Here is a 21638-nt window from a genome sequence, read left to right on the forward strand (position 1 = left end):
GAACCCGCAGGGGTGGGCTCCGATAGCTCGACTGTAGCCAGCGCTCCCCCCGGTCGGACCCCCTGTTCGCCCTGGGCGTGAGGGGCTATTTCCATGCACAGGCATAGAGTTCAGGCATGAGCAATCTGGAGGAGCATCCGGACGAGCACGCGGTCGCCTCCGAGCCCGCCGCGACGTCGCCCGTGGAGATCCTCGAGGCGCGCCTCGTGCCGCTCGGCGGACCCCGCGCGATCGAGGTGCGGCGCACGCTCCCCCAGCGCTCGCGCTCCACGATCGGAGCCTGGTGCTTCGCCGACCACTACGGCCCCGTGCGCCTCGGCGAGGAGGCGGGCATGGACGTCCCGCCGCACCCGCACACCGGGCTGCAGACCGTCAGCTGGCTCTTCGAGGGCGAGATCGACCACCGCGACAGCGTCGGGAGCCACCAGCTGGTGCGGCCCGGCGAGCTGAACCTGATGACCGCCGGGCGCGGCATCTCGCACTCCGAGGTCTCCACCGGCGCCCAGCCCGTCCTGCACGGCGTGCAGCTCTGGGTGGCGCTGCCCGAGGAGGCCCGCCTCGGCGATCCGTTCTTCGAGCACCACCGCGGAGTGCGGGTCGCGCTGCCCGGCGCGGTGGCGCAGGTCTTCGTCGGCGAGCTGCTCGGCGCCTCCGTGCCCGCGAGCGTCTTCACCCCGCTCGTCGCGGCGCAGCTCGACCTGGAGCCGGGCGCGCGGGTCGAGATCCCGCTCGACATCGCCTGGGAGCACGGCGTGCTCGTGGACGCCGGCCCGGTCGGCGTCGACGGCGTGGACGTGCGGCGCTCCGACCTCGCCTACCTCGCGCCGGGTCGCGGCACGCTGGTGCTGACCGCCGGCGACGAGGGCGCCCGCGTCGTGCTGATCGGCGGCGAGCCGTTCCCCGAGCAGCTGGTGATGTGGTGGAACTTCGTCGGCCGCAGCCACGACGACGTCGCCGCGGCGCGCGAGCGCTGGCAGGACGACGTCATCGCGGGCGGCGACGCACACGGCCCGTTCGGCACGGTCGCGGGCTACCCGGGTCGAGCGCTGCCCGCGCCGACGCTGCCGACGGTCCGGCTGAAGCCGCGCCGGCGCGCCTGATCCGGCGCGCCGGCAGCGGCCGGGTCAGGAGGCCTCGGCCGCCTTCTCCTTCTCCTTCGCGGCGCGCTTCTCGGCCGCCTCGCGGTCCGTCGCCTCGGCGGTCTCGCGGAAGGCGCGCCGCGGGTCCTGCAGGGCGCTCATCGGCGAGAGGTCGCGTCGGGAGACCGCGTCGACGATCCAGCCGGCGATGATCCGCCACTTGCGATCGAAGGTCGGCATCGCCGCCCCGTGGTACGCGCGGTGGGCGAGCCAGGCGGGCACCCCGCGCAGCTTCACGCCCTTGATCAGCCCGGCGCCCTTGCCGATCCCGTACTCGGCGACCGTGCCCACGGAGGCGTGGCGGTACTCCTCGACCGCGCCACCGGTGATGTCGCCGATGATGTTCCGCGCCAGCAGCTTGGCCTGCCGGACCGCGTTCTGCGCGTTCGGCGGGTAGTAGGCGGGCTGCTTCGCGGCGGTCAGGTCGGGCACCTGCGCGCCGTCGCCGGCGGCCCAGGCCGCCCCGACGGGCTCGCCGTCCTCCGTGATCACGCGCAGGCGCGCGTCGGCCATGACGTGGCCCTTCGGTCCGCGCGGCGCGTCCGTCGCGTCGAGGATCGGGTTCGGCTTGACGCCGGCGGTCCAGACGATCGTCGCCGCGGGGATCCGCTCGCCGCTGGAGAGCTCGACCACGCCGTCCTCGCAGGAGGGCATCGTCGTCTTCAGGTGCACGTGCACGCCGCGCTCGCGGAGGTGGTCGAGCGTCCAGACCGAGAGCTCCTGGCCGACCTCCGGCGCGACGCGGTCGAGCGCCTCGACGAGGTGCCAGGTGACGTCGCCCATCGACAGCGACGGCTGCGCGGCGAGGGTGCGGCGGCTGAGGTCGAGCAGCTCGCTGAGCGCCTCGACCCCCGTGTAGCCGCCGCCGACGAAGACGAAGGTGAGCAGGCGCCGCCGCTCGACCGGGTCGGTGGTCAGAGCGGCCTTCGCGATGTTCTCGATGACGCGGTCGCGCAGGTGCGCGGCCTCCTCGACGGTCTTGAAGCCGATCGCGTGCTCGGCGAGACCGGGTGTCGGGAAGGTGCGGGTCACCGCTCCGAGCGCGAAGACGACGTGATCGAACGGCAGCGTGCGGCTGGTGCCGTCGATCGCCGCGACCGTCGCCGACCGGTCGGCGATGCTGACGCCGGTGATCGCGCCGCGCACGATCCGGGTGCGCTTGAGCGCCTGCACCAGCGGCACGGTGACGTGCCGGGGCTGGACGTGCCCGCCCGCCACCTCGGGGAGGAGCGGCTGGTAGGTCATGTAGGGGTTCGGCTCGACGACGGTGACGTCGATCGGCGTCGCCCCGCGGAGCTTCTCGAGGCCCCAGGCCGTGTAGAGGCCGACGTAGCCGCCGCCGAGGATGAGGATGCGCGTCGTTCTGCTCGCCGCCATGACGTTTCCCTTCTGAAGAGCCGGCCCGCGAGGACCGGTCGCCCGCACCGTGCTGAGGACGCTCCGACGCTACGCCGGGCTTCTCGGGCGGGCCAGGGCCTTGCGCACGGCGCGGCGACCCGCAAGCGCGAGCCGGGGGCGCGGGTCCGCTCAGCCCGCGGCGAGGTCCTCGCCGTTCAGCCGGCGCCGGTACTCGCTCGGCGACAGCCCGGTCTCCGTCGCGATGGCCCGCCGCAGCCGCTCGGGCGAGGAGAAGCCGGAGCGCCGGGCGATGTCGCTCAGCGGCAGCGCGGCAGAGTCCGGCGTCCCGACGAGTCGCAGTGCGTTCTCGGTGCGGACGTCCGAGATGAGCTTCCGGAGGGTCGAGCCGCGCTCGTCCGCCACCGCGCGCTGCAGCGTGCGCAGGCTGACCCGGCAGCGCCGCGCCACCGTGCTCGGGTCGAGCGTGGGGTCGCTGAAGTCGGCCTGGATGACCTGCAGGGCGGCCTCGACCATGTCGTGCAGGCCGAGGCGCTCGCGCGTGCCCTCCTCCCGCTCCGAGCCGAGCAGCCGGGCGAGGCGCAGGACGGTGCCCTCGAGGTACTCGGCCTGCACCGCGTTCTCGGGGTCGAGCTCGGCGAGGAACGCCCGCAGCATCGTCCGCGCAGTCGCGGTGGTCGAGGTGGCGGGGACGACCCGGACGGGGTCGGCGCGACGGCGCTCCGAGACGCCGTTGTCGGCGCAGAGCACGAGGAGGCGGACCGGGCGGGACGAGCGGACGACGACCGGGTCCTCCGTGGAGAGGGCGAGCCCGCCCTCGTCGACCTCGAGCAGGTCGGCCGACGCGTCGACGGCGAGCGAGCCCTCCATCGGCAGCACGAAGACGGAGGAGCCGTCGACCGCGCTCGACCCTGGCCAGCGGATCGCGAACGGCGTCGAGACGACGTGCAGCACGCGGACGCGCTCGGTCGCGGCGATGGCGAGGTCCATCCGGAACCCCGCCGTCGTCGGGACCGACACGTCGACCGTGCGGCGGAGCGCGGCGACGCCCTCCGAGCCGCGGAGCCGGACGGCTCGGGCGCCGGCGCTGAGCGGGATGCAGAGCGGATTGCGATGAGCGGGGCGAGGGATCACGGTGGCGACTCCGTTCGAAGGTGAGCGAACGTCGACGAACGCTCGCCTTCGGAGCGTAACAAGAACTGAGGGAGTCTCGCCATCCCTGAGCGAAGCTCGAAGATCCCCTATTGGAGGGCCGAGGTGAGCCGGGCGAGATTGTCGAGGATCGTCGAGCGCAGCGGCTGCTGCCGCCACTCCCGCAGCGTCAGCTCCCGGGAGTGCTCCCGGTAGTCCTGCTGCACCTCCCGGAGGTCCTCGACGAAGTCCGCGCCGCGCACCATCAGCGACACCTCGAGGTTGAGCGTGAAGGAGCGCATGTCCATGTTGCTCGAGCCGATCACGGCGACGTCGTCGTCGATGGTGAAGTGCTTCGCGTGCAGGATCGTGGGCTTGCGGTACATCCAGATCCGCACGCCCGCGGTGAGCAGCGTCTCGTAGTAGGAGCGCTGCGCGTGGTAGACCACGGCCTGGTCGCCGATCTCGGAGACGAAGAGCTCGACGTGCACGCCGCGGCGGGTGGCGGTGGTGATCGCGTAGAGCATCGCCTCGTCGGGGACGAAGTACGGGCTCGTGATGATGATCGACTTCTGCGCCGAGTAGAGCAGTGCGAGGAAGAGGCGGAGATTGTTCTCGCCGTCGAAGCCCGGCCCGCTCGGCACCACCTGGCAGTCGATCGTGTCGCGCTGCTGCAGCGCCTCCATCGGCGCCGACTCGCGCAGGAGCAGCTCGTCCGTCTCGCTGTACCAGTCGGTGATGAAGATGGCGTTGATGCCCTGCACCACCGGGCCCTCGAGGCGCACCATCAGGTCGTGCCAGTGCAGGCCGCGCCGGATGTTGCCGCGCTTGTTGTAGCTGGAGTCGACGACGTTCTGCGAGCCCATGAAGGCGGCGTTGCCGTCCACGATCAGCAGCTTGCGGTGATTGCGCAGATCGGGCCGCTGGTACTGGCCGAGCCAGGGGCGCACGGGGAGCATGTAGGACCAGTGCGCGCCGGCCCGCTCCAGCGCCCTGAGGCGGCGGTGCGTGCCGGTGTAGTAGCCGGGGACGCGGATCGACGCGATGTGATCGAGCAGGATCCGCACCGTCACGCCGCGCGCGACCGCGCGGTCGAGAGCGTCGAAGAAGGGAGCCGTCGTCGTGTCGGCGGCGAGGATGTAGAACTCGCAGTGCACGTAGCTGCGGGCCCGGTCGATCTCGTCGGCCATCGCCCGGATCGTCTGCTCGTAGCCGCCCTGCAGCCGGGCGTCGTTGCCGCCGACGAGGGGCATCGCGCCGAGGTTGCGGTTGAGCGTGACGACCGACTCGAGCCAGAGCGGCCACGGGTGGTTGCGCGCGACCCGGTCGATGCCCTCCGTCGACTCGAGGATGAAGCGGTTGATCTCCTCCTGCTTGCGCCGGCGCTTGCGCGGGAGGCGGTAGCTGCCGATGAAGAGGAAGAGCAGGATGCCGACGTAGGGGATCAGGAAGATCGCCATCAGCCAGGCGAGGCCGGTGGTCGGGCGGCGGTTGCGCGGGACCACGATGACCGCGATCACGCGGACGACGAGCTCGACGACGATGGCGCCCACCGCGAGGACGAGCGACCAGTCCGGTCCGTTCACCTCGGGCTCTACGCGGCGTCGCGCGGGGGCAGACCGCGGCGGGCCCGCTCCTGCGCCTCGATGCGGTCGTAGGCGCGGCGCTCGTTGCGGTCCGAGCGGATCAGCGCGCGCATGATGAACCAGAAGAGGAGGCCGATGGTGACGGTCGGCACGAGTGCCCACAGTCCTTGATTCCACAGCTCCCAGTCCATGGGGGCGATCCTACCCGGCCGGGCCGGGAGCGGGCCCGGAGCGGCCGCTCAGCGAACAGCGGCGCCGGCGGACGCGCGGGCCGACAGCTGAGGGCGCTCAGCTGCTCTCGATCGAGCGGTTGAGGGCCGACGCGTCGGCGTTCAGCCCCTCGAGCTCGGAGCGCAGGCCGTCGTAGACCGCCACGTCGGTGTCGATCGCGGCCCGGGTGGCGTCGATCGCGGCGCCCCGCGCGAGCAGGTCGGCCCGCTCGGCGTCGAAGGCGGCGTCCGAGGCGAAGTCGCCGCTGTCCGCCCGGGCGTTGAACGAGTCGATCTCGGCGTTCAGCGCGTCGTACTCGGCGTTGTTGGCGTCGATGCGCGCCGTGAGGTCCGCGTACATCGCGTCGATGCGGGCGACCAGCTCGGTGATCCGGTTCTCGAGATCGGTGAAGACGGCCTCGTACTGGGCGTTCAGGCCGACCACGATCGAGCGGTCGGCGAAGTACTCGGCGTAGTGCGCCTCCAGCGCGGGCGGCAGATCGGCGACTTCGGTGCCGAGGATCGAGTGCAGCTCGTTGACGCGCTCGCCCAGCCCGCCGGTGCGGTAGAGCTCCAGGCGCTCCGCGATCGGGCCGTCCTGCGGGAGCGCGGCGTAGGCCGCCTCCAGCTGGGCGCCGACCTCGGCCTGCTCGGCCGCGTCCATCCGCACCCACGCGGCGTGCAGCATCTCGTGGGCGGCGGTGACGTCGCGGATCCCGTCGAGGTCGGGGTTCTCGACGTCGGAGATGTAGATGTCGCTGCCGGTGTAGCAGCCGAGCACGATCTCGTCGGAGGCGCCGTAGCCGCAGAGCGCGTTGAAGCCGGCCGTCGGCTCCACCGAGGGGTTCGAGGCGTAGTAGAGCGCGCGGCCGCGGGTCGACATCGCGGTGCGGTCCGCGAAGCCGGTGATCGTGCCGTCGGGAGTGAACGACTGCGCGGCCCGCTGATCGGCGAGCGCCCGGCCGAGGTCCGCCGAGTCGACGAGCACCGAGGTGGCGACCGCCGCGCCCACGCCGAACTGCGCGAGCGTGAGAACTCCCGCGACGACCGTCGCGACGATGCTGGATGCCCTGACCACGCCCTCGAACCTACTTGACCAGCGGGAAGAGGATGGTCTCGCGGATCCCCAGACCGGTGACGGCCATCAGCAGGCGGTCGATGCCCATGCCCATGCCGCCGGTCGGCGGCATGCCGTGCTCGAGCGCGCGGAGGAAGTCCTCGTCGAGGCGCATCGCCTCGTCGTCGCCGGCCGCGGCCTGCTGCGCCTGCTCGACGAAGCGCTCGCGCTGCACGACCGGGTCGATCAGCTCGGAGTAGCCGGTGGCCAGCTCGAAGCCGCGGACGTAGAGGTCCCACTTCTCCACGACGCCCGGGATGCTCCGGTGCGCGCGCACGAGCGGCGAGGTGTCGACGGGGAAGTCCATGACGAAGGTCGGCCGGACGAGGCCGCCCTTGACGAAGTGCTCCCAGAGCTCCTCGACGTACTTGCCGTGGGTGGGCACATGCACCTCGACGCCCTCGCGCGCGGCGAGGGTCTCGAGCTCGACCAGCGGGGTCTCCGGCGTGATCGCGATGCCGGCGGCCAGTGAGAGGCTCTCGTACATCGAGATCCGGTCCCACTCGCCGCCGAGGTCGTACTCGGTGCCGTCGGCCCAGGTGACCACGTGCGAGCCCGCGACGGCGAGCGCCGCGTTCTGGATCAGCTCCTGGGTGAGGTCGGCGATGCTCGAGTAGTCGCCGTAGGCCTGGTACGCCTCGAGCATCGCGAACTCGGGCGAGTGCGTCGAGTCGGCGCCCTCGTTGCGGAAGTTGCGGTTGATCTCGAAGACGCGGTCGATGCCGCCGACGACGGCGCGCTTGAGGTAGAGCTCCGGCGCGATGCGGAGGTAGAGCTCGGTGTCGAAGGCGTTCGAGTGCGTGGCGAAGGGGCGGGCGGAGGCACCGCCGTGCATCACCTGGAGCATCGGGGTCTCGACCTCGAGGAAGCCGTGGTCGACGAAGGTCCTCCGGAGCGAGGCGTTGACGGTGGAGCGGGCGATCACGGTCTCTCGGGCCTGGGGGCGCACGATCAGGTCGAGGTAGCGCTGGCGCATCCGGGTCTCGTCGCCGAGCTCGTTGTGCAGGTTCGGCAGCGGGAGGATCGCCTTCGCCGCGATGCTCCAGTCGGAGACCCAGACGCTCAGCTCGCCGCGCTTGCTGGAGAGGACCTCGCCGGCGACGAAGAGGTGGTCGCCGAGGTCGACGAGCTCCTTCCAGCTCGCCAGCGACTCCTCGCCGACGTCGCCGAGCGACACCATCGCCTGGATCCGCGAGCCGTCGCCCGCCTGCAGCGTCGCGAAGCAGAGCTTGCCGGTGTTGCGCTGGAAGACGACGCGGCCGGCGAGGCCGACCTGCTCACCCGTCCTCACGTCGGGCGCGATGCCCTCGTGGCGCGCGCGCACCGCCGCGATGGTGTCCGTGACCGGGACGGAGACGGGATAGGCGCCGCCGCCGAGGTCGTCGGCGGCGAGCTCGATCAGGCGCTCGCGCTTGGCCAGGCGCACGGCCTTCTGCTCGGAGGCCTCCTCGGGCGTGGGCTCGGACGGGGGCACGGGGGTGCCGGGGGTGTCGACCATGTCAGAACGCGGGTGCTTTCGGTTGGAGGCGGCGGGCGCGATCAGGCGAGCAGGATCGGGCCGTTGTCGAGGAGCCGGGTGGAGCCGACGACCGCGGCGACGAGCACGAGGGCCGGGCCGCGGTGGTCGTCGTCGACCGGCAGGAGCGTCGCCGGATTCGCGACGACGAGGTAGTCCAGCTTAACCAGCGGCTCGCCCCTCGAGGCGGACTGCGCGGCGGCGACGACGGCGTCGAGCCCGCGGTCGGCGGCGGAGGCGGCGGCCTCGAGCAGGAGCGGGATCGTGCGGGCGGCCCGGCGCTCGCGGGCGTCGAGGTAGCGGTTGCGGCTGGAGAGCGCGAGGCCGTCCTCCTCGCGGACGGTGGCCACGCCCTCGATCGCGACGGGCAGATCGAGGTCGCGCACCATCCTGCGGACGAGGAAGAGCTGCTGCGCGTCCTTCTGCCCGAACATCGCGACATCGGGCTGGACGATGTGGAGGAGCTTCGAGACGACGGTCAGCATGCCGTCGAAGTGGCCGGGGCGCGAGCGGCCCTCGTAGAGCGAGCCGACCTCCCCGGCGACGACGCGGGTGGAGGAGGGGCCGTCCGGGTACATCTCGGCGACGCTCGGCGCGAAGACGTGCTCGACGCCGCGCTCCTCGAGCAGGGCGACGTCGGCCGCCAGGTCGCGCGGGTAGCGGTCGAGGTCCTCGTTCGGGCCGAACTGCAGCGGATTCACGAAGATCGACACGACGACCACGTCCGCGATCTCGCGCGCCCGGTCGACGAGGGCGAGGTGCCCGGCGTGCAGCGCGCCCATGGTCGGCACGAGGGCGATGCGCGCCCCCGAGCGCCGCGCCTCCTGCAGCGTCCCGCGGAGCTCGCCGATGCGTTCGATGGTGCTGATCACCCGAGAACCCTACCGGCGACGCGGAGACCGCTGATCGAGCACCCCGCGCAGCGGGCGCCACCATGCTGATCGAGCACCCCGCGCAGCGGGCGTATCGAGATCCACCAGCGTCAGAACACGAGCCTGCAGAGCCGCCCTGCTGATGACGGCGGGTCTCGATACGCGCCTGCGGCGCTACTCGACCAGCATGCGGGGGCCGCCGTTCATGCAGGAGGGCGTCAGCCGGCCGCGCGGCGGAGGGCGTCGTCGACGGAGGAGCGGACGAGGCTGGAGAGGAAGAAGCCGGGCTTGTCGACGCCGATGCCGGCAAGGAGGCCGGCGGCCTGCTCGACGATGGCGGTCGAGAAGGTGGTCGCGGTCGAGACGGCCTCGGCGTAGGCGGCGCGGTCCGCCTCCGCGACGGTGACCGGCTCGCCGCCCATCTCGACGACGAGGGCCTGCGCGATGGGCAGCACCGGGCCGGGCGCGGTTACCGCGAAGTAGGTCTCGGCGAGGCGGGCGAGGTCGAGGCTCGTGCCGCTGAACGCCATCGCCGGGTGCACGGCGAGCGGGATGACTCCCGAGGCGAGAGCCGGCGAGAGCACACCGAAGCCGTGCTCGGCCGCGGTGTGCAGCACGAGCTGCCCGGGCTGCCAGGCCCCGGTGGCGGCGAGTCCGGCGACGAGTGCGGCGATCTCGCCGCCCGGGACGGCGATGATCACCAGCTCGCTCCGCTCGACGAGATCCGGGATCGCGAGCACCGGGGCGCCCGGCAGCAGTGCGTCGACGCGCTCGCGGCCGGCGTCGCTCGTCGTGGCGACGCCGATCACGGCGTGCCCGGCGTTGGCGAGCGCGGCGCCGAGCACCGGACCGACGGGTCCGGCGCCGATGATCCCGACGCCGAGGCGTCCGTCGCGGCGGGCGTCAGGCATACGGGTCCCCCTCGGGTGCGGCCCACGCGTCGCGGGGCGTCGGGGCGTCGACGGCGCGCCGCCCCCAGTGGTGGCTGGCGTCGCGCTCGGCCGCGGCAGTCCCTGCCCGGCCCACGCGCTCGAAGAAGGCGAGGCCGTCGGCGACGCTCATCACCGGCACCAGCGGCGTCACCGGCCCGGCGACCGTGTGCACGCGCGCGGAGGCCAACCCGAGCATCCGCTGGAGCGGCCCCTGCTGCACGCCGACGCTCTGCATGCGGGCGAGCGGGACGACCGTGACGCGGCGCCAGACGGCACCGCTGCGCAGCACCACGACGTCCTCCGCGAGGCGGAACCCCGTGCGCCGCCAGGAGAACGGGCGCAGCAGCATCGCCGAGCGGGGCGCGCTGGTGAAGCCGGGGGCGTCGCGGCGGCGCAGCGCGTCGCCGACCGGGGTCGCCTCGGCGCCCTCGTCCGCGCCCGGCAGCAGCAGCGACAGGACCCGCTCGACCGCGGCGAGATCGCCGACCGGCAGGATCGTCGTGTTCGGCTCGCCGTTCGCACCGCGCGAGGCCGCGTGGCCGGCCCGGTCGATCTTCACCTGCCACCAGCCGAACGGGCGCCAGAGCAGCGGCTGGGTGATCTCGACCGCGTGGATCCGGCCGGGCGGCAGGGTGTCGCTGCTGGTCGAGAGCACGCCGTAGCCGACGCGGACGCCGTCGGGCGTCGACGCGATCGAGTAGCGCAGCGAGCGGACGAACTGGCGGACGTAGTAGCTGCCCGAGCCGATCAGACCGGGCAGGATCGCGAACAGCACGTAGGGCGAGCCGTAGACCGAGGTGAAGACGACGGCGACCACCGACACCAGCAGGAAGAGCGTGAAGCCGCTGAACACCAGCGAGCCGAGCAGCCGGCCCGGCGGGATCGAGACGACCGACTCGGGCGGCGCGTCCTCGGCCGGCTCGCCGAACTCCTCGATCCGGCGCGCGAGGAAGCCGCCGGCCGGGGCCTCCCCCGCGACCGCCTCCCGCTCGCGCACGCCGGAGGCCAGCCGCAGGATGTCGCGGCGGAGGGCGTCGACCAGCCGCGAGCCGAGGTAGGAGAGCTGCACGTTCGCGTCCTGGCCGGCGACGCTGACCTCGAGCTTGGCCGCGCCGAACAGCCGGGCGAACAGCGGGCGCTGCACCGCGATGCCCTGGATGCGGTCGAGCCGCGCGCGGCGGTTGGTGCGGAACAGCACGCCCGAGCGCACCTCGACGATCTCGTCGGTGATGCGGAAGGTGTGCATCCGCCAGGACAGCCAGAAGGCGAGCACGGCCACGGCGAGACCGGCCGCTACGGCGAGCAGCGCCCAGCCGATCAGCCCGCGGTCGATCAGCGCGTCGACCGGATCGCCGCTCTCGTAATCGCCGCCGGGGCCGGGGAGGAAGAGCTCGAGCAGGCGCTCGCGGAGGTTCGTGATGAGGAGGCCGAGGACGACCAGCAGGCCGATCCCGCCCTTGAGCACGGGCGTCGCCGGGTGCAGGCGGTGCCACTCCCCGTCGGCGAGGTCGGTCTCGATGCCGCGGACGGCCGCAGGAGCCTCGCTCACAGGCCGGCCCGGCGCGACTCCGCCAGCTCGACGAGCCGATCGCGCAGCTCCTCGGCGTCGCCGTCGACGAGCCCGGGGATGCTGACGCCGGTCGCCGCGGCGGCGGTCACGAAGCGCAGGTCGGCCAGGCCGAGCGCGCGGGCGAGCGGGCCGCGGTTGACGTCGATCAGCTGCATGCGCCCGTAGGGCACCGAGACGAAGCGCTGGAACATGATGCCGCGACGGAAGAGCAGGTCGTCCTCGCGCAGCTGGTAGCCGTAGGCGCGAGCACGGCGGGGCGCGACGATCAGCAGCGTGACGGCGAGGACAGCGGCCGCGAGGACGAGGATCCAGGCCCAGTCGACGCCGATCAGGAGCATCCCGATCGGCATGACGAGGAGCACCGCGCTCGAGACCACGGCCGAGACGACCTCGACGGCCACGTACTTGGGCGAGACCCGGCGCCACAGGCCGGCCAGGTCGAGGCGGTCGCCCCCGGAGGACCCGGGAGCGGCGGGGTCGAGCCGGACGCCCTCCTGCTGGACGGCGTCGTGCTCCGGCTGGACCGCCTCGCGCTCCTGCTCGATCGCCGCCTCGCGGATCCGCGCCTCACGACGGCTCAGCGGCTCCGAGGTCAGCGGCTCCGCGCTCAGCGGCACCGGGGCGGCCGAGGGGGTCGCCTCCTGGTCGTCGGCCATGATGACGTCCTCCCTGCCTGCGTCCGAGCGTGCGTCGGCGTCAGGCGTGGTTCACCTCGCCGACAGCGGGGTCGTCGTCATCGGTCGGCGGGATGGTGCACAGGTGCTCGGCGACCAGACCGGCCACCAGCAGGACGATCGCGCCGACGATGGCGGACACGTCCTGCCACACGGAGCCTAGCGAAGGCACCACCGGCCTGCTCAGCAGGTAGACGAGCACCCCGCCGGACGCCCCGAGCAGCAGCGCGCCGACGAGGCTGGAGGCCTTGGCCAGCACGACCACGCGCATCGCGCGGAAGGGATCGATGGGGCGGCGGAGCGTCCCCTTCGTCGCACGGTGGATCGGGATCGCGAACCCGATCACGAGCGCCGCGACCACCACGAGCGTGAGCGGGACCGTGAGCGGCGGGATCAGCACCGGGCGCCCCGCGGCGGCGATCGCCAGGTCGATCAGGAAGCCGACGACGGCCCCGGCGAGGCCGAGGCCGAGCAGGGAGCTGATGCGGGTGCGCTTCACGGAGTGCTGCTCTCGGGGTCGGTGCGGCCGGGGGCGGTGCTCGGTGCGGTGGTGGTCGTTCCGCGGGAGGCGTCTCCCGAGGACCGCGTGCGCCGCCACGCTATCGCCTCGGGCCGGTCGGTCACCCGGTCCGTCGCTCTCGCGCGGAGCTCCGCGACCGGTCCGCGCCCCGGCAGGACGGCGTGCGGGTCGACGTCGAGCCACGGCTCCAGCACGAAGGCGCGCTCGCCGGCGCGGGGGTGCGGGAGCGTGAGGTGCGCGTCGTCGCGGACGACCCCGCCGACGGCGACGACGTCGATGTCGAGTGTGCGGTCGCCCCAGCGCTCCTCGCCCTCGCCGCGGACCCGCCCGCCCGCGCTCTCGATCGCGGCGGTGGCGGCGAGCAGGTCGTCCGGCTCGAGGGTCGTCGATCCGATGACCACGGTGTTGAAGTAGGCGGGCGCGTCCTCGTCGACGCCGTCGAGCTTCCAGGCCGGCGACTCGACCACCTTCGACACGGCGTCGATCCGGAGCCCGGGTGTCGTCGCGAGGGACCGGACGGCGGTCTCGAGGTGCGCGAGCCGGTCGCCCAGGTTGCTGCCCAGGGCGAGGACGACGCGGCGCTCGGGGAGCAGCCGCTGCGGCCGGGGCCTCACGGGCGGACCCGGGTGATCTGCACGGCGACGTCGTCGAACGGCAGCGGGATGGGCGCGTCGGGCTTGTGCACGGTGATCCGCACCACCTCGGCGGCAGCGAAGCTCAGGGCGACCGCGGCGAGGCGCTCGGCGACGGTCTCGATCAGGTCGACCGGGTCGCGGGTGACGGCGTCCGCCAGGGCGATCGCCAGCTCGCCGTAGTGCACCGTCTCGGCCAGAGCGTCACCGCTCGCGGCAGGGGCGAGGTCGAGCCAGACCGTCGCGTCGATGACGAAGTCCTGGCCGTTCTCGCGCTCGAAGTCGAAGACGCCGTGGTGCGCGCGCACCCGCAGCCCCGTCAGGGTGATCGAGTCGCGCAGGGCGAGCGCGGCGGCGTCGAGACGCGGCGCAGTGGCGGCGGCGCGGGCGGGGTCGGTCACGGGAGCTCCTCCTGGAGGCGGGCGCCGAGCGCGAGGGCGCGGGCGCTCGAGCGGACGTCGTGCACCCGGACGCCCCAGGCGCCGCGGTCGACGGCGGCGAGGCTCAGCAGCGCCGTCACGTCGTCGCGCTCCGCGGCGGTCGAGCCGGCCGGCGCGAAGGGCGCGAGGAAGCGCTTGCGCGAGTGGCCCACCAGCACCGGCAGCCCGAGCGAGACGATCGCGTCCAGGTGGACGAGCAGCGCCCAGTCGTGGCCGCCGTCCTTCGCGAAGCCGAGACCGGGGTCGAGGATCAGGTGCTCGTCGCGGATCCCGGCCGCTCGGGCGGCGTCGACGCGGCGCTCGAGCTCGGAGCGCACCTCGGCCACCACGTCGGCGTAGGAGGCGAGCGCCGTCATCCCCGCACTGTGGCCGCGCCAGTGCATCGCGATGTAGACCGCTCCGCGCTCGGCGACGAGCGGGAGCATCGCCGGGTCGGCGAGCCCGCCGGAGACGTCGTTGACGACGACCGCGCCCGCGTCGAGCGCGGCCTCGGCGGTCGCCGCGCTCATCGTGTCGATGCTCACGCGGACGCCCTCGGCCGCGAGGGCGCGGACCACGGGGAGCACGCGGGCCTGCTCGGCTGCGGCGTCGACGCGCGCGGCACCGGGCCGGGTCGACTCGCCGCCGACGTCGACGACGTCCGCACCGAAGGAGGCCGGCCCCTCCCCCGAGGGCCGGGTCATGCCGATCCCGTGCCGGACCGCGTCGTCGACGGAGAGCCAGCGGCCGCCGTCGCTGAAGGAGTCGGGGGTGACGTTGAGGATCCCGAGGAGGGCGGCGCGGTGGCCGGGGACGAGATCGGTGACGACGGGACCCACGTCAGACCTCCCGCGCGGCGCCGATCAGCGCGATGATCTCGGCGCGGGCGGCGGGGTCGGCGAGGGTGCCGCGCGCGGCGACGGTGACGGTCGAGCTCGCGGTCTGCCGGGCTCCGCGCATCCGCACGCAGCCGTGCTCGGCGTCCACGACGACCAGCACGCCCTCGGGCGAGAGGCCGGCGTCCAGGACGTCCGCGATCTGCTCGGTGAGGCGCTCCTGGAGCTGCGGGCGCGAGGCGACGGTCTCGACGACCCGTGGCAGCTTGCCGAGCCCGACGACGCGCTCGCCGGCGCGGTAGGCGATGTGCGCGACGCCGGCGAAGGGCAGCAGGTGGTGCTCGCAGACCGAGCGGAACGCGAGGTCGCGCACGACGACCGTCTGCGTCGCGGGCGGCTGCTCCCCCTCCTCGACGACGGCGAACGTCTCGGCGAGGTGGACGGCCGGGTCGAGGTCGAACTCGCCGAAGAACTCCTCGTAGGAGTCGGCGAAGCGCTGCGGCGTCGTCGCGAGCCCCTCGCGGCCCGGGTCCTCCCCGATGGCCGCGAGGAGCTCGGCGACGGCGGCCTCGATGCGCGCCCTGTCGACCGGCACGGTCCTGCTACGCCGTCGTCGGGCGCGGGTTGATCAGCGGCGGCCGCTGCGGGGCGGCGGGCTCGGAGCTCTCCGAGACGACCGCGCCGTCGGTGGCCCCGGCGTCGATCGGCGCCTTGGCCGGCGGCATCGGGATCGGCGGGAGGTCGGACAGCGGGCGCTTGTCGCTCGAGAGCCACTGCGGTCGCTCGTCGATCTTGCGGACGTCCTTGAAGATCTCGGCCAGCTGGTCGTGGTCGAGCGTCTCCTTCTCGAGGAGGTCGGCCGCGAGGCGGTCGAGGATGTCGCGGTTGGCGTTGATGACCTGCCAGGCCTCGTCGTGCGCCTGCTCGATCAGCTGCCGGGTCTCGAGGTCGACGCGCTCGGCGATCTGCTCGGAGTAGTCGCGCTGGTGGCCCATGTCGCGGCCGAGGAACATCTCGCCCGAGGACGAGCCGAGCTTCACGGCGCCGACGGTCGACGACATGCCGAACTCGGTGACCATCTTGCGCGCGATCGAGGTCGCCTTCTCGATGTCGTTCGAGGCGCCGGTGGTCGGATCGTGGAAGACGATCTCCTCCGCCACGCGGCCGCCCATGGCGTAGGCCAGCTGGTCGAGCAGCTCGTTGCGGGTGGTCGAATACTTGTCCTCGAGCGGCAGCACCATCGTGTAGCCGAGGGCGCGGCCGCGCGGGAGGATCGTGACCTTCGTGACCGGGTCGGTGTGGCGCATCGCCGCTGCGGCGAGGGCGTGGCCGCCCTCGTGGTAGGCGGTGATCAGCTTCTCCTTGTCGCGCATCACGCGCGTGCGGCGCTGCGGACCGGCGATGACGCGGTCGATCGCCTCGTCGAGAGCGCGGTTGTCGATCAGCTGCGCGTTCGAGCGGGCGGTGAGCAGCGCGGCCTCGTTGAGGACGTTCGCCAGGTCCGCGCCGGTGAAGCCCGGCGTCTTGCGGGCGACGACCTCGAGGTCGACGCCGCCGGCGAGCGGCTTGCCGCGGCCGTGCACCTCGAGGATCTTCTTGCGGCCGAGCATGTCGGGGGCGTCGACGCCGATCTGGCGGTCGAAGCGGCCCGGGCGCAGCAGCGCAGGGTCGAGGATGTCGGGGCGGTTCGTCGCCGCGATCAGGATGACGTTGGTCTTGACGTCGAAGCCGTCCATCTCGACCAGGAGCTGGTTGAGGGTCTGCTCGCGCTCGTCGTGCCCGCCGCCCATGCCCGCGCCGCGGTGGCGGCCGACGGCGTCGATCTCGTCGACGAAGATGATGGCCGGCGAGTTCTCCTTGGCCTGCTGGAACAGGTCGCGGACGCGGCTCGCGCCGACGCCGACGAACATCTCGACGAAGTCGGACCCGGAGATGGAGTAGAAGGGGACACCCGCCTCGCCCGCGACGGCGCGGGCCAGCAGGGTCTTTCCGGTGCCGGGAGGGCCGTAGAGCAGGACGCCCTTCGGGATCCGCGCGCCGACGGCCTGGAACTTGGCCGGCTCCTTGAGGAACTCCTTGATCTCGTGCAGCTCCTCGATCGCCTCGTCGGCGCCGGCGACGTCGCCGAACGTGACCTTGGGCGACTCCTTCGAGACGAGCTTCGCCTTCGACTTGCCGAACTGCATGACGCGGTTGCCGCCGCCCTGCATGCCCGAGAGCATCAGCCAGAAGAACGCGCCGATCAGCAGGATCGGGAGGAGGAAGCCGAGCGCGGAGAGGAACCAGTTGGTCTGCGGGACCTCGTCGTCGTAGCCGTCCGAGGGGGCCGCGGTGGTGACCGCGTCCACGACCTCGGCGCCGCGCGGTGCCACGTAGTAGAACTGCACCTGCTTGCCGTTGTCGCCGTCGTCCTGCGCGAGGGTCAGGTCGACGCGCTGCTCGCCGTCGACGATCTTCGCGGAGTCGACCTTGCCGTCGGACAGGAGCTGGAGCCCCTCCTGCGTGCTGATCTGCCGGAAGCCCGACATCGTGATCAGCGAGGACCCGATCCAGACCGCCACGATCGCGAGGACGACGTAGAGAATGGGACCCCGGAAGATGCGCTTGACGTTCATGAATGTTGCGGGCGCAGGCCCGGCACCTTTCTGACGAGGAAATGTGAGTGTCAGGCTACCTCCCGCTCTCTGAGCGCGCGCCACGCGTTCGCCCTGGGCGGAGGAAGCGTCGGCTGGGCGCTCGGCCCCCTCTTCATGCTGATCGAGCAGCCCGCGCAGCGGGCGTATCGAGATCCACCGGCGTCAGAAGACGAGTCTGCAGACCCGCCCTGCTGGGGACGGCGGGTCTCGATACGCCCCTGCGGGGCTACTCGACCAGCACGACGCTCACCACCGGGACGCGGAGCGGCTTCGCGGCTGCTCGACCAGCGTGCTGAGCCGCTCCGGTCAGGCCGTCTCGAGCAGCGGCTCCGGGTCGCGCAGCGCCGGGGTCAGTCCGCGGCGGCGGCGGGCGGCGGCCAGCACGGTGACGGCGAGGGCGCCGAGCAGCCAGAGCGAGAGCACCAGCACGGCGTTCGCGACGCCGATGCTCCCGCCGGCGATCAGGGAGCGGAACGCCTCGACCGTGTAGGTCAGCGGCAGCACCCCGTGCAGCGCCTGGAAGAAGGCGGGCGCCGTCTCGATCGGATAGGTGCCGCCGGCCGAGGAGAGCTGGAGCACGATCAGCAGCAGCGCGAGGAAGCGACCCGGGGCGTCGAGCAGGGCGATCAGCGCCTGGTTGATCGCGACGAAGGTCAGGCTGGTGAGGACCGCGATCCCCATCAGCGCGGGGAGCTGCGCCATGTCGACGCCGACGCCGAAGCGGATCACCAGCGCGGCGAGCACGCCCTGCGCCACCGCCATCAGCGCACCCGGGAGGTAGCTGCGCAGCGCGATCACCCAGGCGGGCCGGCGGGCGGCCAGCAGGCGCTCGCTCAGCGGCGCGCTCATCAGGTAGAAGGCGAGGGCGCCGACCCAGAGCGCGAGAGCCATGAAGTAGGGCGCGAGTCCGGAGCCGTACTCGGGCACGCGGTTCAGCCGCTCGGTGTCGAGTGCGACGGGAGCCGCGGCGACGGCGCTCAGCGAGTCCGCCTGGTCCGCCGTGTAGGACGGGACGTCGGCGGCGCCGTCGGCCAGCTTCCCGGACAGCGTCTCGGAGCCGGTCGCGAGCGAGTCGATGCCCGAGGCGAGGCTGCCGGCGCCGGTCGCGGCGTCCGCGGTGCCCTCCGCCGCTCCGGCGGCACCGGTGGCGAGGGTGTCGGAGCCGGAGGCGAGGGTCGCCGTGCCCGAGGCGAGCGCGCCGGCCCCGCTCGCGGCGGAGTCGAGGCCGCTCGTCAGCGGGTCGACGCTGCCGGCGAGGGTGCCGGCGAGGGTGCCGGTGCCGGCGGCGACCTGCGCCGCTCCGGAGTCGAGGGAGGCGGCGCCGGTCGCGAGGGACTGCGCCCCGGTGCTGAGCGACTGCGCGCCGGAGTCGGCGGACGCCGCTCCGGAGGCGAGGGACTGCACGCCCGTCGTGAGGTCCGCAGCGCCGGAGGAGACGGAGGCGGCACCGGCCGCGAGCGCGGTCAGACCGCCGGAGGAGTCGCCGACGAGCGCCGAGGAGCCCGCGGCGAGGCTCTGCGCGCCCTGGTCCGCGGCGGTCGCACCGGCCGAGACCCCGGCGGCCCCCGTCTCGAGCTGCGTGAGGAGCGCGAGGCGCTCGGCGTCGGTGAGAGTGCCGTAGCCCGCGATCAGCGACTGGAGACCGGTGTCGACCGACGCCGCTCCCGTGGCCAGCGCGGGAGTGCTCGCGGCGAGCGCCGCCGAGCCGTCCCGCAGCGTCCCGGCTCCGTCGAGCGCTGCCGTCGCCCCGTCGGAGACGGAGGAGGCGCCGTCCGCGAGGGTCTGAGCACCCGCCGCCGCTGTCGTCGCTCCGGAGGACAGCGCGGCGGTGCCGGTGGCGAGGCTCGCCGCTCCGGTCGCGAGGTCCGCGGCGCCCCCGTCGAGGGTCTGCGCGCCCGAGGCGACCGACCGAGCGCCGGTGTCCAGCGCGGCGGCGGACGACGGCAGCGCGGCCGTCCCGTCCGCCAGCTGCTGCAGCCCGGAGGAGAGGGTCGCCGCACCGTCCGCGGCGGAGTCGGCGCCGGCGCGGAGCGAGTCCGCTCCGGTCGCGAGCTGTGCCGTGCCGTCCTGGAGCTGCTCGAGGCCGACGACGAGCTCATCCGAGCCGCTCGACGCGGTGGCCGCGCCGTCAGCGAGCTGCGTCGCACCGTCGGCGGCCTGCTCGAGGCTGTCGTGCACGTCCGTGAAGCCGACGTAGACGTTCTTCAGGTAGCTCTCGCCGACCTGCTTCTCCAGCGTCTGCGTGACGGTGCTGCCGATCGTCGCGGCGATGTTGCCGACGATCAGGTTGGCGCCGTCGTTCGTCGCGATGGAGAGCCGGGCCGCGGTCGCCGCCGACGGGTCGTCCCCGCCGACCGAGGCGACGTCGGCCGAGAAGCCGGCCGGCACCGTCAGCACCGCGTACACGGCTCCGGAGGCGAGCTCGCTCGCGGCCTCGTCGGCGTCGGTCCGCGTCCAGGCGAAGTTCGAGGAGGACGTGCTCGACGTCAGCTCGTCGGTCAGCGCGTCGCCGAGGGCGAGGGCCGAGCCGTCGGACGCGGTCGCGCCGGTGTCCTCGTTCACGATCGCCGCGGGAACGGTGTCGAGGTGGTGGGTCGGGTCGAGGTTCGCCGAGGTCAGCAGTCCCGCGTAGATCAGCGGGATGAGCGCGATCGCGGAGAAGACGACGACGAGGCGCGGGGAGACGGAGCGCAGTCGGTGGAGGAGGCGGGGTGAGCGGCGGGCGGCGGAGGCGGGCATGGTCCTTCTACTTCGAGGAGTCGGTGACGAGGGCGGTGAGGCGCGTCGTCGCGACTCCGGTGACGAGGAGCTCGGCGATCTCGGCCGAGGCGGCGGCGGCGGAGCGGCGGTCGTCGCCGTCGAGCAGCCAGCCGACGACGAGCCAGACGGTCCCCGCGCTGAGGAACACGGCGAAGCGCTCGACCCTGGCGCGGTCCCCCGCCTCCTCGGCGGCCAGCGGCGAGAAGGTGAGCAGCCGCTGCGCGAGGAAGGCGACGACCGACTCCTGGACGGAGCGGGCCGTGCCGCCGCTCAGCGCGCGGCGGTAGAAGTCGGCGTGCTCGAGGAGTCCCGAGAGCAGGCCGTGGACGACGCGGGGCACCGCGGTCTCCCAGACGTCGAGCGGCGACGGCGGCACGACCTCGGCGAAGAGCGCGTGCATCCGCTCGAGCGCGGCGGCCTCGAGCAACGAGGGGACGTCGCCGAAGTGCTGGTAGAAGGTCGGCCGGCTGACCCGGGCGGCGGCGCAGAGGTCGGTGATCGACGGCTGGTCGTCGCCGGGGCGATCGAGGGCGGTGGTGATCGCGGCGATCAGCTGATCGCGCGAGCGGGCGAGGCGGGGGTCGGCCATGACGCCTCCTTTACGTTCGTAATTTACATTACATCCGTAAAGCAGTCAGGGGAAGGCATCCCGTCATGCTCATCGAGCAGCCCGCTCAGCGGGCGCAGCGGGATCCACCGGGCCAGCGGTCGGGTCTCACGCGCCGTCGGGGTCGGCCGCGAGGATCGTCGCGATCTCGGTGGTGTCGATCACGAGGGTGTCGTGCGGAGTGAGGCCGGGGCTCTTCGGGGTCGGCACGGGCAGGCGCACCAGCAGCGCGCCGGGGTCGACGCTGAAGCGGCCGCTGGTGGTGCGGCCGATCGGATCGCCGTCGAGCTCGGCGAGCACGGGCTGGTCGAGTTCGAAGGAGAACTCGCGCCCGGGCCACTGGTGCAGCGAGGCGAGGCCGTTGCGGTTGCCCGTCGCGACGTCGAGGGCGAGGCCGAAGCGGCGGCGCAGCAGCACCAGCTCCAGATCGCCGTCGTCGAGCACCGCGCCGGCGGCGAGCTCGATGTTCGCCACGACCGAGCTGCAGTTGCACGCCAGCACCATCAGCGTGCGGGTCGGCGGCTCGGGCTTCCCGTCGATGGTCAGCGTCACCTCGAAGCCGGCCTTGAACATCACCTCGGCACCGGCCGCGACGTACGCGCCCCAGCCGACGCGCTTCTTCAGCTCGTCGTCGGTCTTGTCCATGATCTCGGCGTCCAGGCCCACGCCGCCCATCACCATGAAGACGCGCTCCTGACCGTCGTCGAACGTGGCCGTGCCGACGTCGACCGCCCGGTCCTGGCCCAGCAGCGCGATCTCGACAGCATCGGCGAGCGACCCGAGCGGGATGCCGAGGTTGCGGGCGAGCAGGTTGCCGGTGCCGCTGGGCAGCAGGCCGTACGGGACTCTCGTCCCCCGCAGCACCGAGGCCACCGCGCGCACGGTGCCGTCGCCGCCCATCGCGCAGACGAGATCGGCGCCCGACTCCAGTGCCGCGCGCGCGGCCCCGGCTCCCGAGTCGTCGACGCTGGTCTCGAACCAGAGCGGCTCGCTCCAGCCCGCCCGGCGCGCGACCGTGGCGACCACGTCCTCCGCCGCGCCGACGTCGTCGAACTTGCTCGGGTTGATGACGACGGCGACCACCGGGCGCGCGCTCGCGGATCGGTCGGAAGAGGCTCTCACGGAC

General features: G+C 73.3%; 20 protein-coding genes. 1 reads left to right on the forward strand and 19 read right to left on the reverse strand.

All coding sequences use genetic code 11. The annotated features are described in order from the left end of the window. Window positions 1–116 precede the first annotated feature (116 nt). Window positions 117–1100, forward strand: a complete 984-nt coding sequence (locus tag GTU73_RS17165) for a pirin family protein (RefSeq protein ID WP_160090850.1) — start codon at window positions 117–119, stop codon at window positions 1098–1100. Between the two features lie 24 nt (window positions 1101–1124). Here GTU73_RS17165 and GTU73_RS17170 read toward each other — a convergent pair whose 3' ends face one another. The 19 genes from GTU73_RS17170 to GTU73_RS17260 all read right to left on the reverse strand — a co-directional run bounded on the left by GTU73_RS17170 (window position 1125) and on the right by GTU73_RS17260 (window position 21634). After that, complete coding sequence (locus GTU73_RS17170; protein WP_160090851.1) at window positions 1125–2516, reverse strand: FAD-dependent oxidoreductase; 1392 nt, start codon at window positions 2514–2516, stop codon at window positions 1125–1127. Between the two features lie 150 nt (window positions 2517–2666). Further along, window positions 2667–3629 carry an AraC family transcriptional regulator gene (locus GTU73_RS17175; RefSeq protein ID WP_160090852.1) on the reverse strand — a complete coding sequence of 321 codons (963 nt, stop codon included), beginning with the start codon at window positions 3627–3629 and terminating at the stop codon, window positions 2667–2669. A gap of 107 nt (window positions 3630–3736) precedes the next feature. Further along, on the reverse strand, window positions 3737–5212 hold the full coding sequence (gene cls, locus GTU73_RS17180; protein WP_160090853.1) for a cardiolipin synthase: 1476 nt from the start codon (window positions 5210–5212) through the stop codon (window positions 3737–3739). Window positions 5213–5220: 8 nt separating this feature from the next. Further along, window positions 5221–5403, reverse strand: a complete 183-nt coding sequence (locus GTU73_RS17185) for a hypothetical protein (protein ID WP_123446793.1) — start codon at window positions 5401–5403, stop codon at window positions 5221–5223. Window positions 5404–5500: 97 nt separating this feature from the next. Continuing rightward, the gene (locus GTU73_RS17190; RefSeq protein WP_160090854.1) at window positions 5501–6499 is read right to left on the reverse strand and encodes a hypothetical protein; all 999 of its coding nucleotides are present in this window, start codon (window positions 6497–6499) and stop codon (window positions 5501–5503) included. 10 nt (window positions 6500–6509) lie between these two features. Continuing rightward, complete coding sequence (gene lysS / locus GTU73_RS17195; protein ID WP_160090855.1) at window positions 6510–8036, reverse strand: lysine--tRNA ligase; 1527 nt, start codon at window positions 8034–8036, stop codon at window positions 6510–6512. A 41-nt stretch (window positions 8037–8077) separates the two neighbouring features. Beyond that, window positions 8078–8914, reverse strand: coding sequence for a pantoate--beta-alanine ligase (panC, locus tag GTU73_RS17200; RefSeq protein ID WP_244231876.1), 837 nt, complete (start codon window positions 8912–8914; stop codon window positions 8078–8080). Between the two features lie 230 nt (window positions 8915–9144). After that, window positions 9145–9837, reverse strand: coding sequence for a DUF2520 domain-containing protein (locus GTU73_RS17205; protein WP_160090857.1), 693 nt, complete (start codon window positions 9835–9837; stop codon window positions 9145–9147). Continuing rightward, window positions 9830–11407: a PH domain-containing protein gene (locus tag GTU73_RS17210; RefSeq protein ID WP_160090858.1), complete on the reverse strand. Its 1578-nt coding sequence runs from the start codon at window positions 11405–11407 to the stop codon at window positions 9830–9832. Before GTU73_RS17210 ends, GTU73_RS17205 begins: the two co-directional genes overlap by 8 nt. Next, entirely contained in the window at window positions 11404–12084 is a 681-nt protein-coding gene (locus tag GTU73_RS17215; protein ID WP_160090859.1) for a PH domain-containing protein, read from the reverse strand. Before GTU73_RS17215 ends, GTU73_RS17210 begins: the two co-directional genes overlap by 4 nt. Before the next feature lie 40 nt (window positions 12085–12124). Next, complete coding sequence (locus GTU73_RS17220; RefSeq protein ID WP_160090860.1) at window positions 12125–12601, reverse strand: DUF3180 domain-containing protein; 477 nt, start codon at window positions 12599–12601, stop codon at window positions 12125–12127. Continuing rightward, window positions 12598–13236: a 2-amino-4-hydroxy-6-hydroxymethyldihydropteridine diphosphokinase gene (gene folK / locus GTU73_RS17225; protein WP_160090861.1), complete on the reverse strand. Its 639-nt coding sequence runs from the start codon at window positions 13234–13236 to the stop codon at window positions 12598–12600. The genes GTU73_RS17220 and folK overlap by 4 nt, the downstream gene beginning before the upstream one ends. Next, complete coding sequence (folB, locus tag GTU73_RS17230) at window positions 13233–13655, reverse strand: dihydroneopterin aldolase (RefSeq protein WP_244231685.1); 423 nt, start codon at window positions 13653–13655, stop codon at window positions 13233–13235. The genes folK and folB overlap by 4 nt, the downstream gene beginning before the upstream one ends. Continuing rightward, on the reverse strand, window positions 13652–14512 hold the full coding sequence (gene folP, locus GTU73_RS17235; RefSeq protein WP_160090862.1) for a dihydropteroate synthase: 861 nt from the start codon (window positions 14510–14512) through the stop codon (window positions 13652–13654). The genes folB and folP overlap by 4 nt, the downstream gene beginning before the upstream one ends. Before the next feature lies 1 nt (window position 14513). Beyond that, complete coding sequence (folE, locus tag GTU73_RS17240; protein ID WP_160090863.1) at window positions 14514–15104, reverse strand: GTP cyclohydrolase I; 591 nt, start codon at window positions 15102–15104, stop codon at window positions 14514–14516. A gap of 7 nt (window positions 15105–15111) precedes the next feature. Beyond that, the gene (gene ftsH, locus GTU73_RS17245) at window positions 15112–17124 is read right to left on the reverse strand and encodes an ATP-dependent zinc metalloprotease FtsH (RefSeq protein ID WP_160090864.1); all 2013 of its coding nucleotides are present in this window, start codon (window positions 17122–17124) and stop codon (window positions 15112–15114) included. A gap of 327 nt (window positions 17125–17451) precedes the next feature. Further along, the gene (locus tag GTU73_RS17250; RefSeq protein ID WP_160090865.1) at window positions 17452–19884 is read right to left on the reverse strand and encodes a YhgE/Pip domain-containing protein; all 2433 of its coding nucleotides are present in this window, start codon (window positions 19882–19884) and stop codon (window positions 17452–17454) included. 7 nt (window positions 19885–19891) lie between these two features. After that, on the reverse strand, window positions 19892–20494 hold the full coding sequence (locus GTU73_RS17255) for a TetR/AcrR family transcriptional regulator (protein ID WP_160090866.1): 603 nt from the start codon (window positions 20492–20494) through the stop codon (window positions 19892–19894). A gap of 126 nt (window positions 20495–20620) precedes the next feature. Beyond that, complete coding sequence (locus GTU73_RS17260; RefSeq protein WP_160090867.1) at window positions 20621–21634, reverse strand: diacylglycerol kinase family protein; 1014 nt, start codon at window positions 21632–21634, stop codon at window positions 20621–20623. Between the last annotated feature and the right edge of the window lie 4 nt (window positions 21635–21638).

Source organism: Rathayibacter sp. VKM Ac-2804 (genome assembly GCF_009866655.1).
Taxonomy (GTDB): Bacteria; Actinomycetota; Actinomycetes; order Actinomycetales; family Microbacteriaceae; genus Rathayibacter.

Coding starts and splice junctions, on each gene's coding strand:
- GTU73_RS17170 (WP_160090851.1), bottom strand. CDS start 2,516: ATGGCGGCGAGCAGAACGACGCGCATCCTCATCCTCGGCGGCGGCTAC.
- ftsH (WP_160090864.1), bottom strand. CDS start 17,124: ATGAACGTCAAGCGCATCTTCCGGGGTCCCATTCTCTACGTCGTCCTC.
- GTU73_RS17250 (WP_160090865.1), bottom strand. CDS start 19,884: ATGCCCGCCTCCGCCGCCCGCCGCTCACCCCGCCTCCTCCACCGACTG.
- GTU73_RS17215 (WP_160090859.1), bottom strand. CDS start 12,084: ATGGCCGACGACCAGGAGGCGACCCCCTCGGCCGCCCCGGTGCCGCTG.
- lysS (WP_160090855.1), bottom strand. CDS start 8,036: ATGGTCGACACCCCCGGCACCCCCGTGCCCCCGTCCGAGCCCACGCCC.
- GTU73_RS17255 (WP_160090866.1), bottom strand. CDS start 20,494: ATGGCCGACCCCCGCCTCGCCCGCTCGCGCGATCAGCTGATCGCCGCG.
- GTU73_RS17165 (WP_160090850.1), top strand. CDS start 117: ATGAGCAATCTGGAGGAGCATCCGGACGAGCACGCGGTCGCCTCCGAG.
- GTU73_RS17185 (WP_123446793.1), bottom strand. CDS start 5,403: ATGGACTGGGAGCTGTGGAATCAAGGACTGTGGGCACTCGTGCCGACC.
- GTU73_RS17205 (WP_160090857.1), bottom strand. CDS start 9,837: ATGCCTGACGCCCGCCGCGACGGACGCCTCGGCGTCGGGATCATCGGC.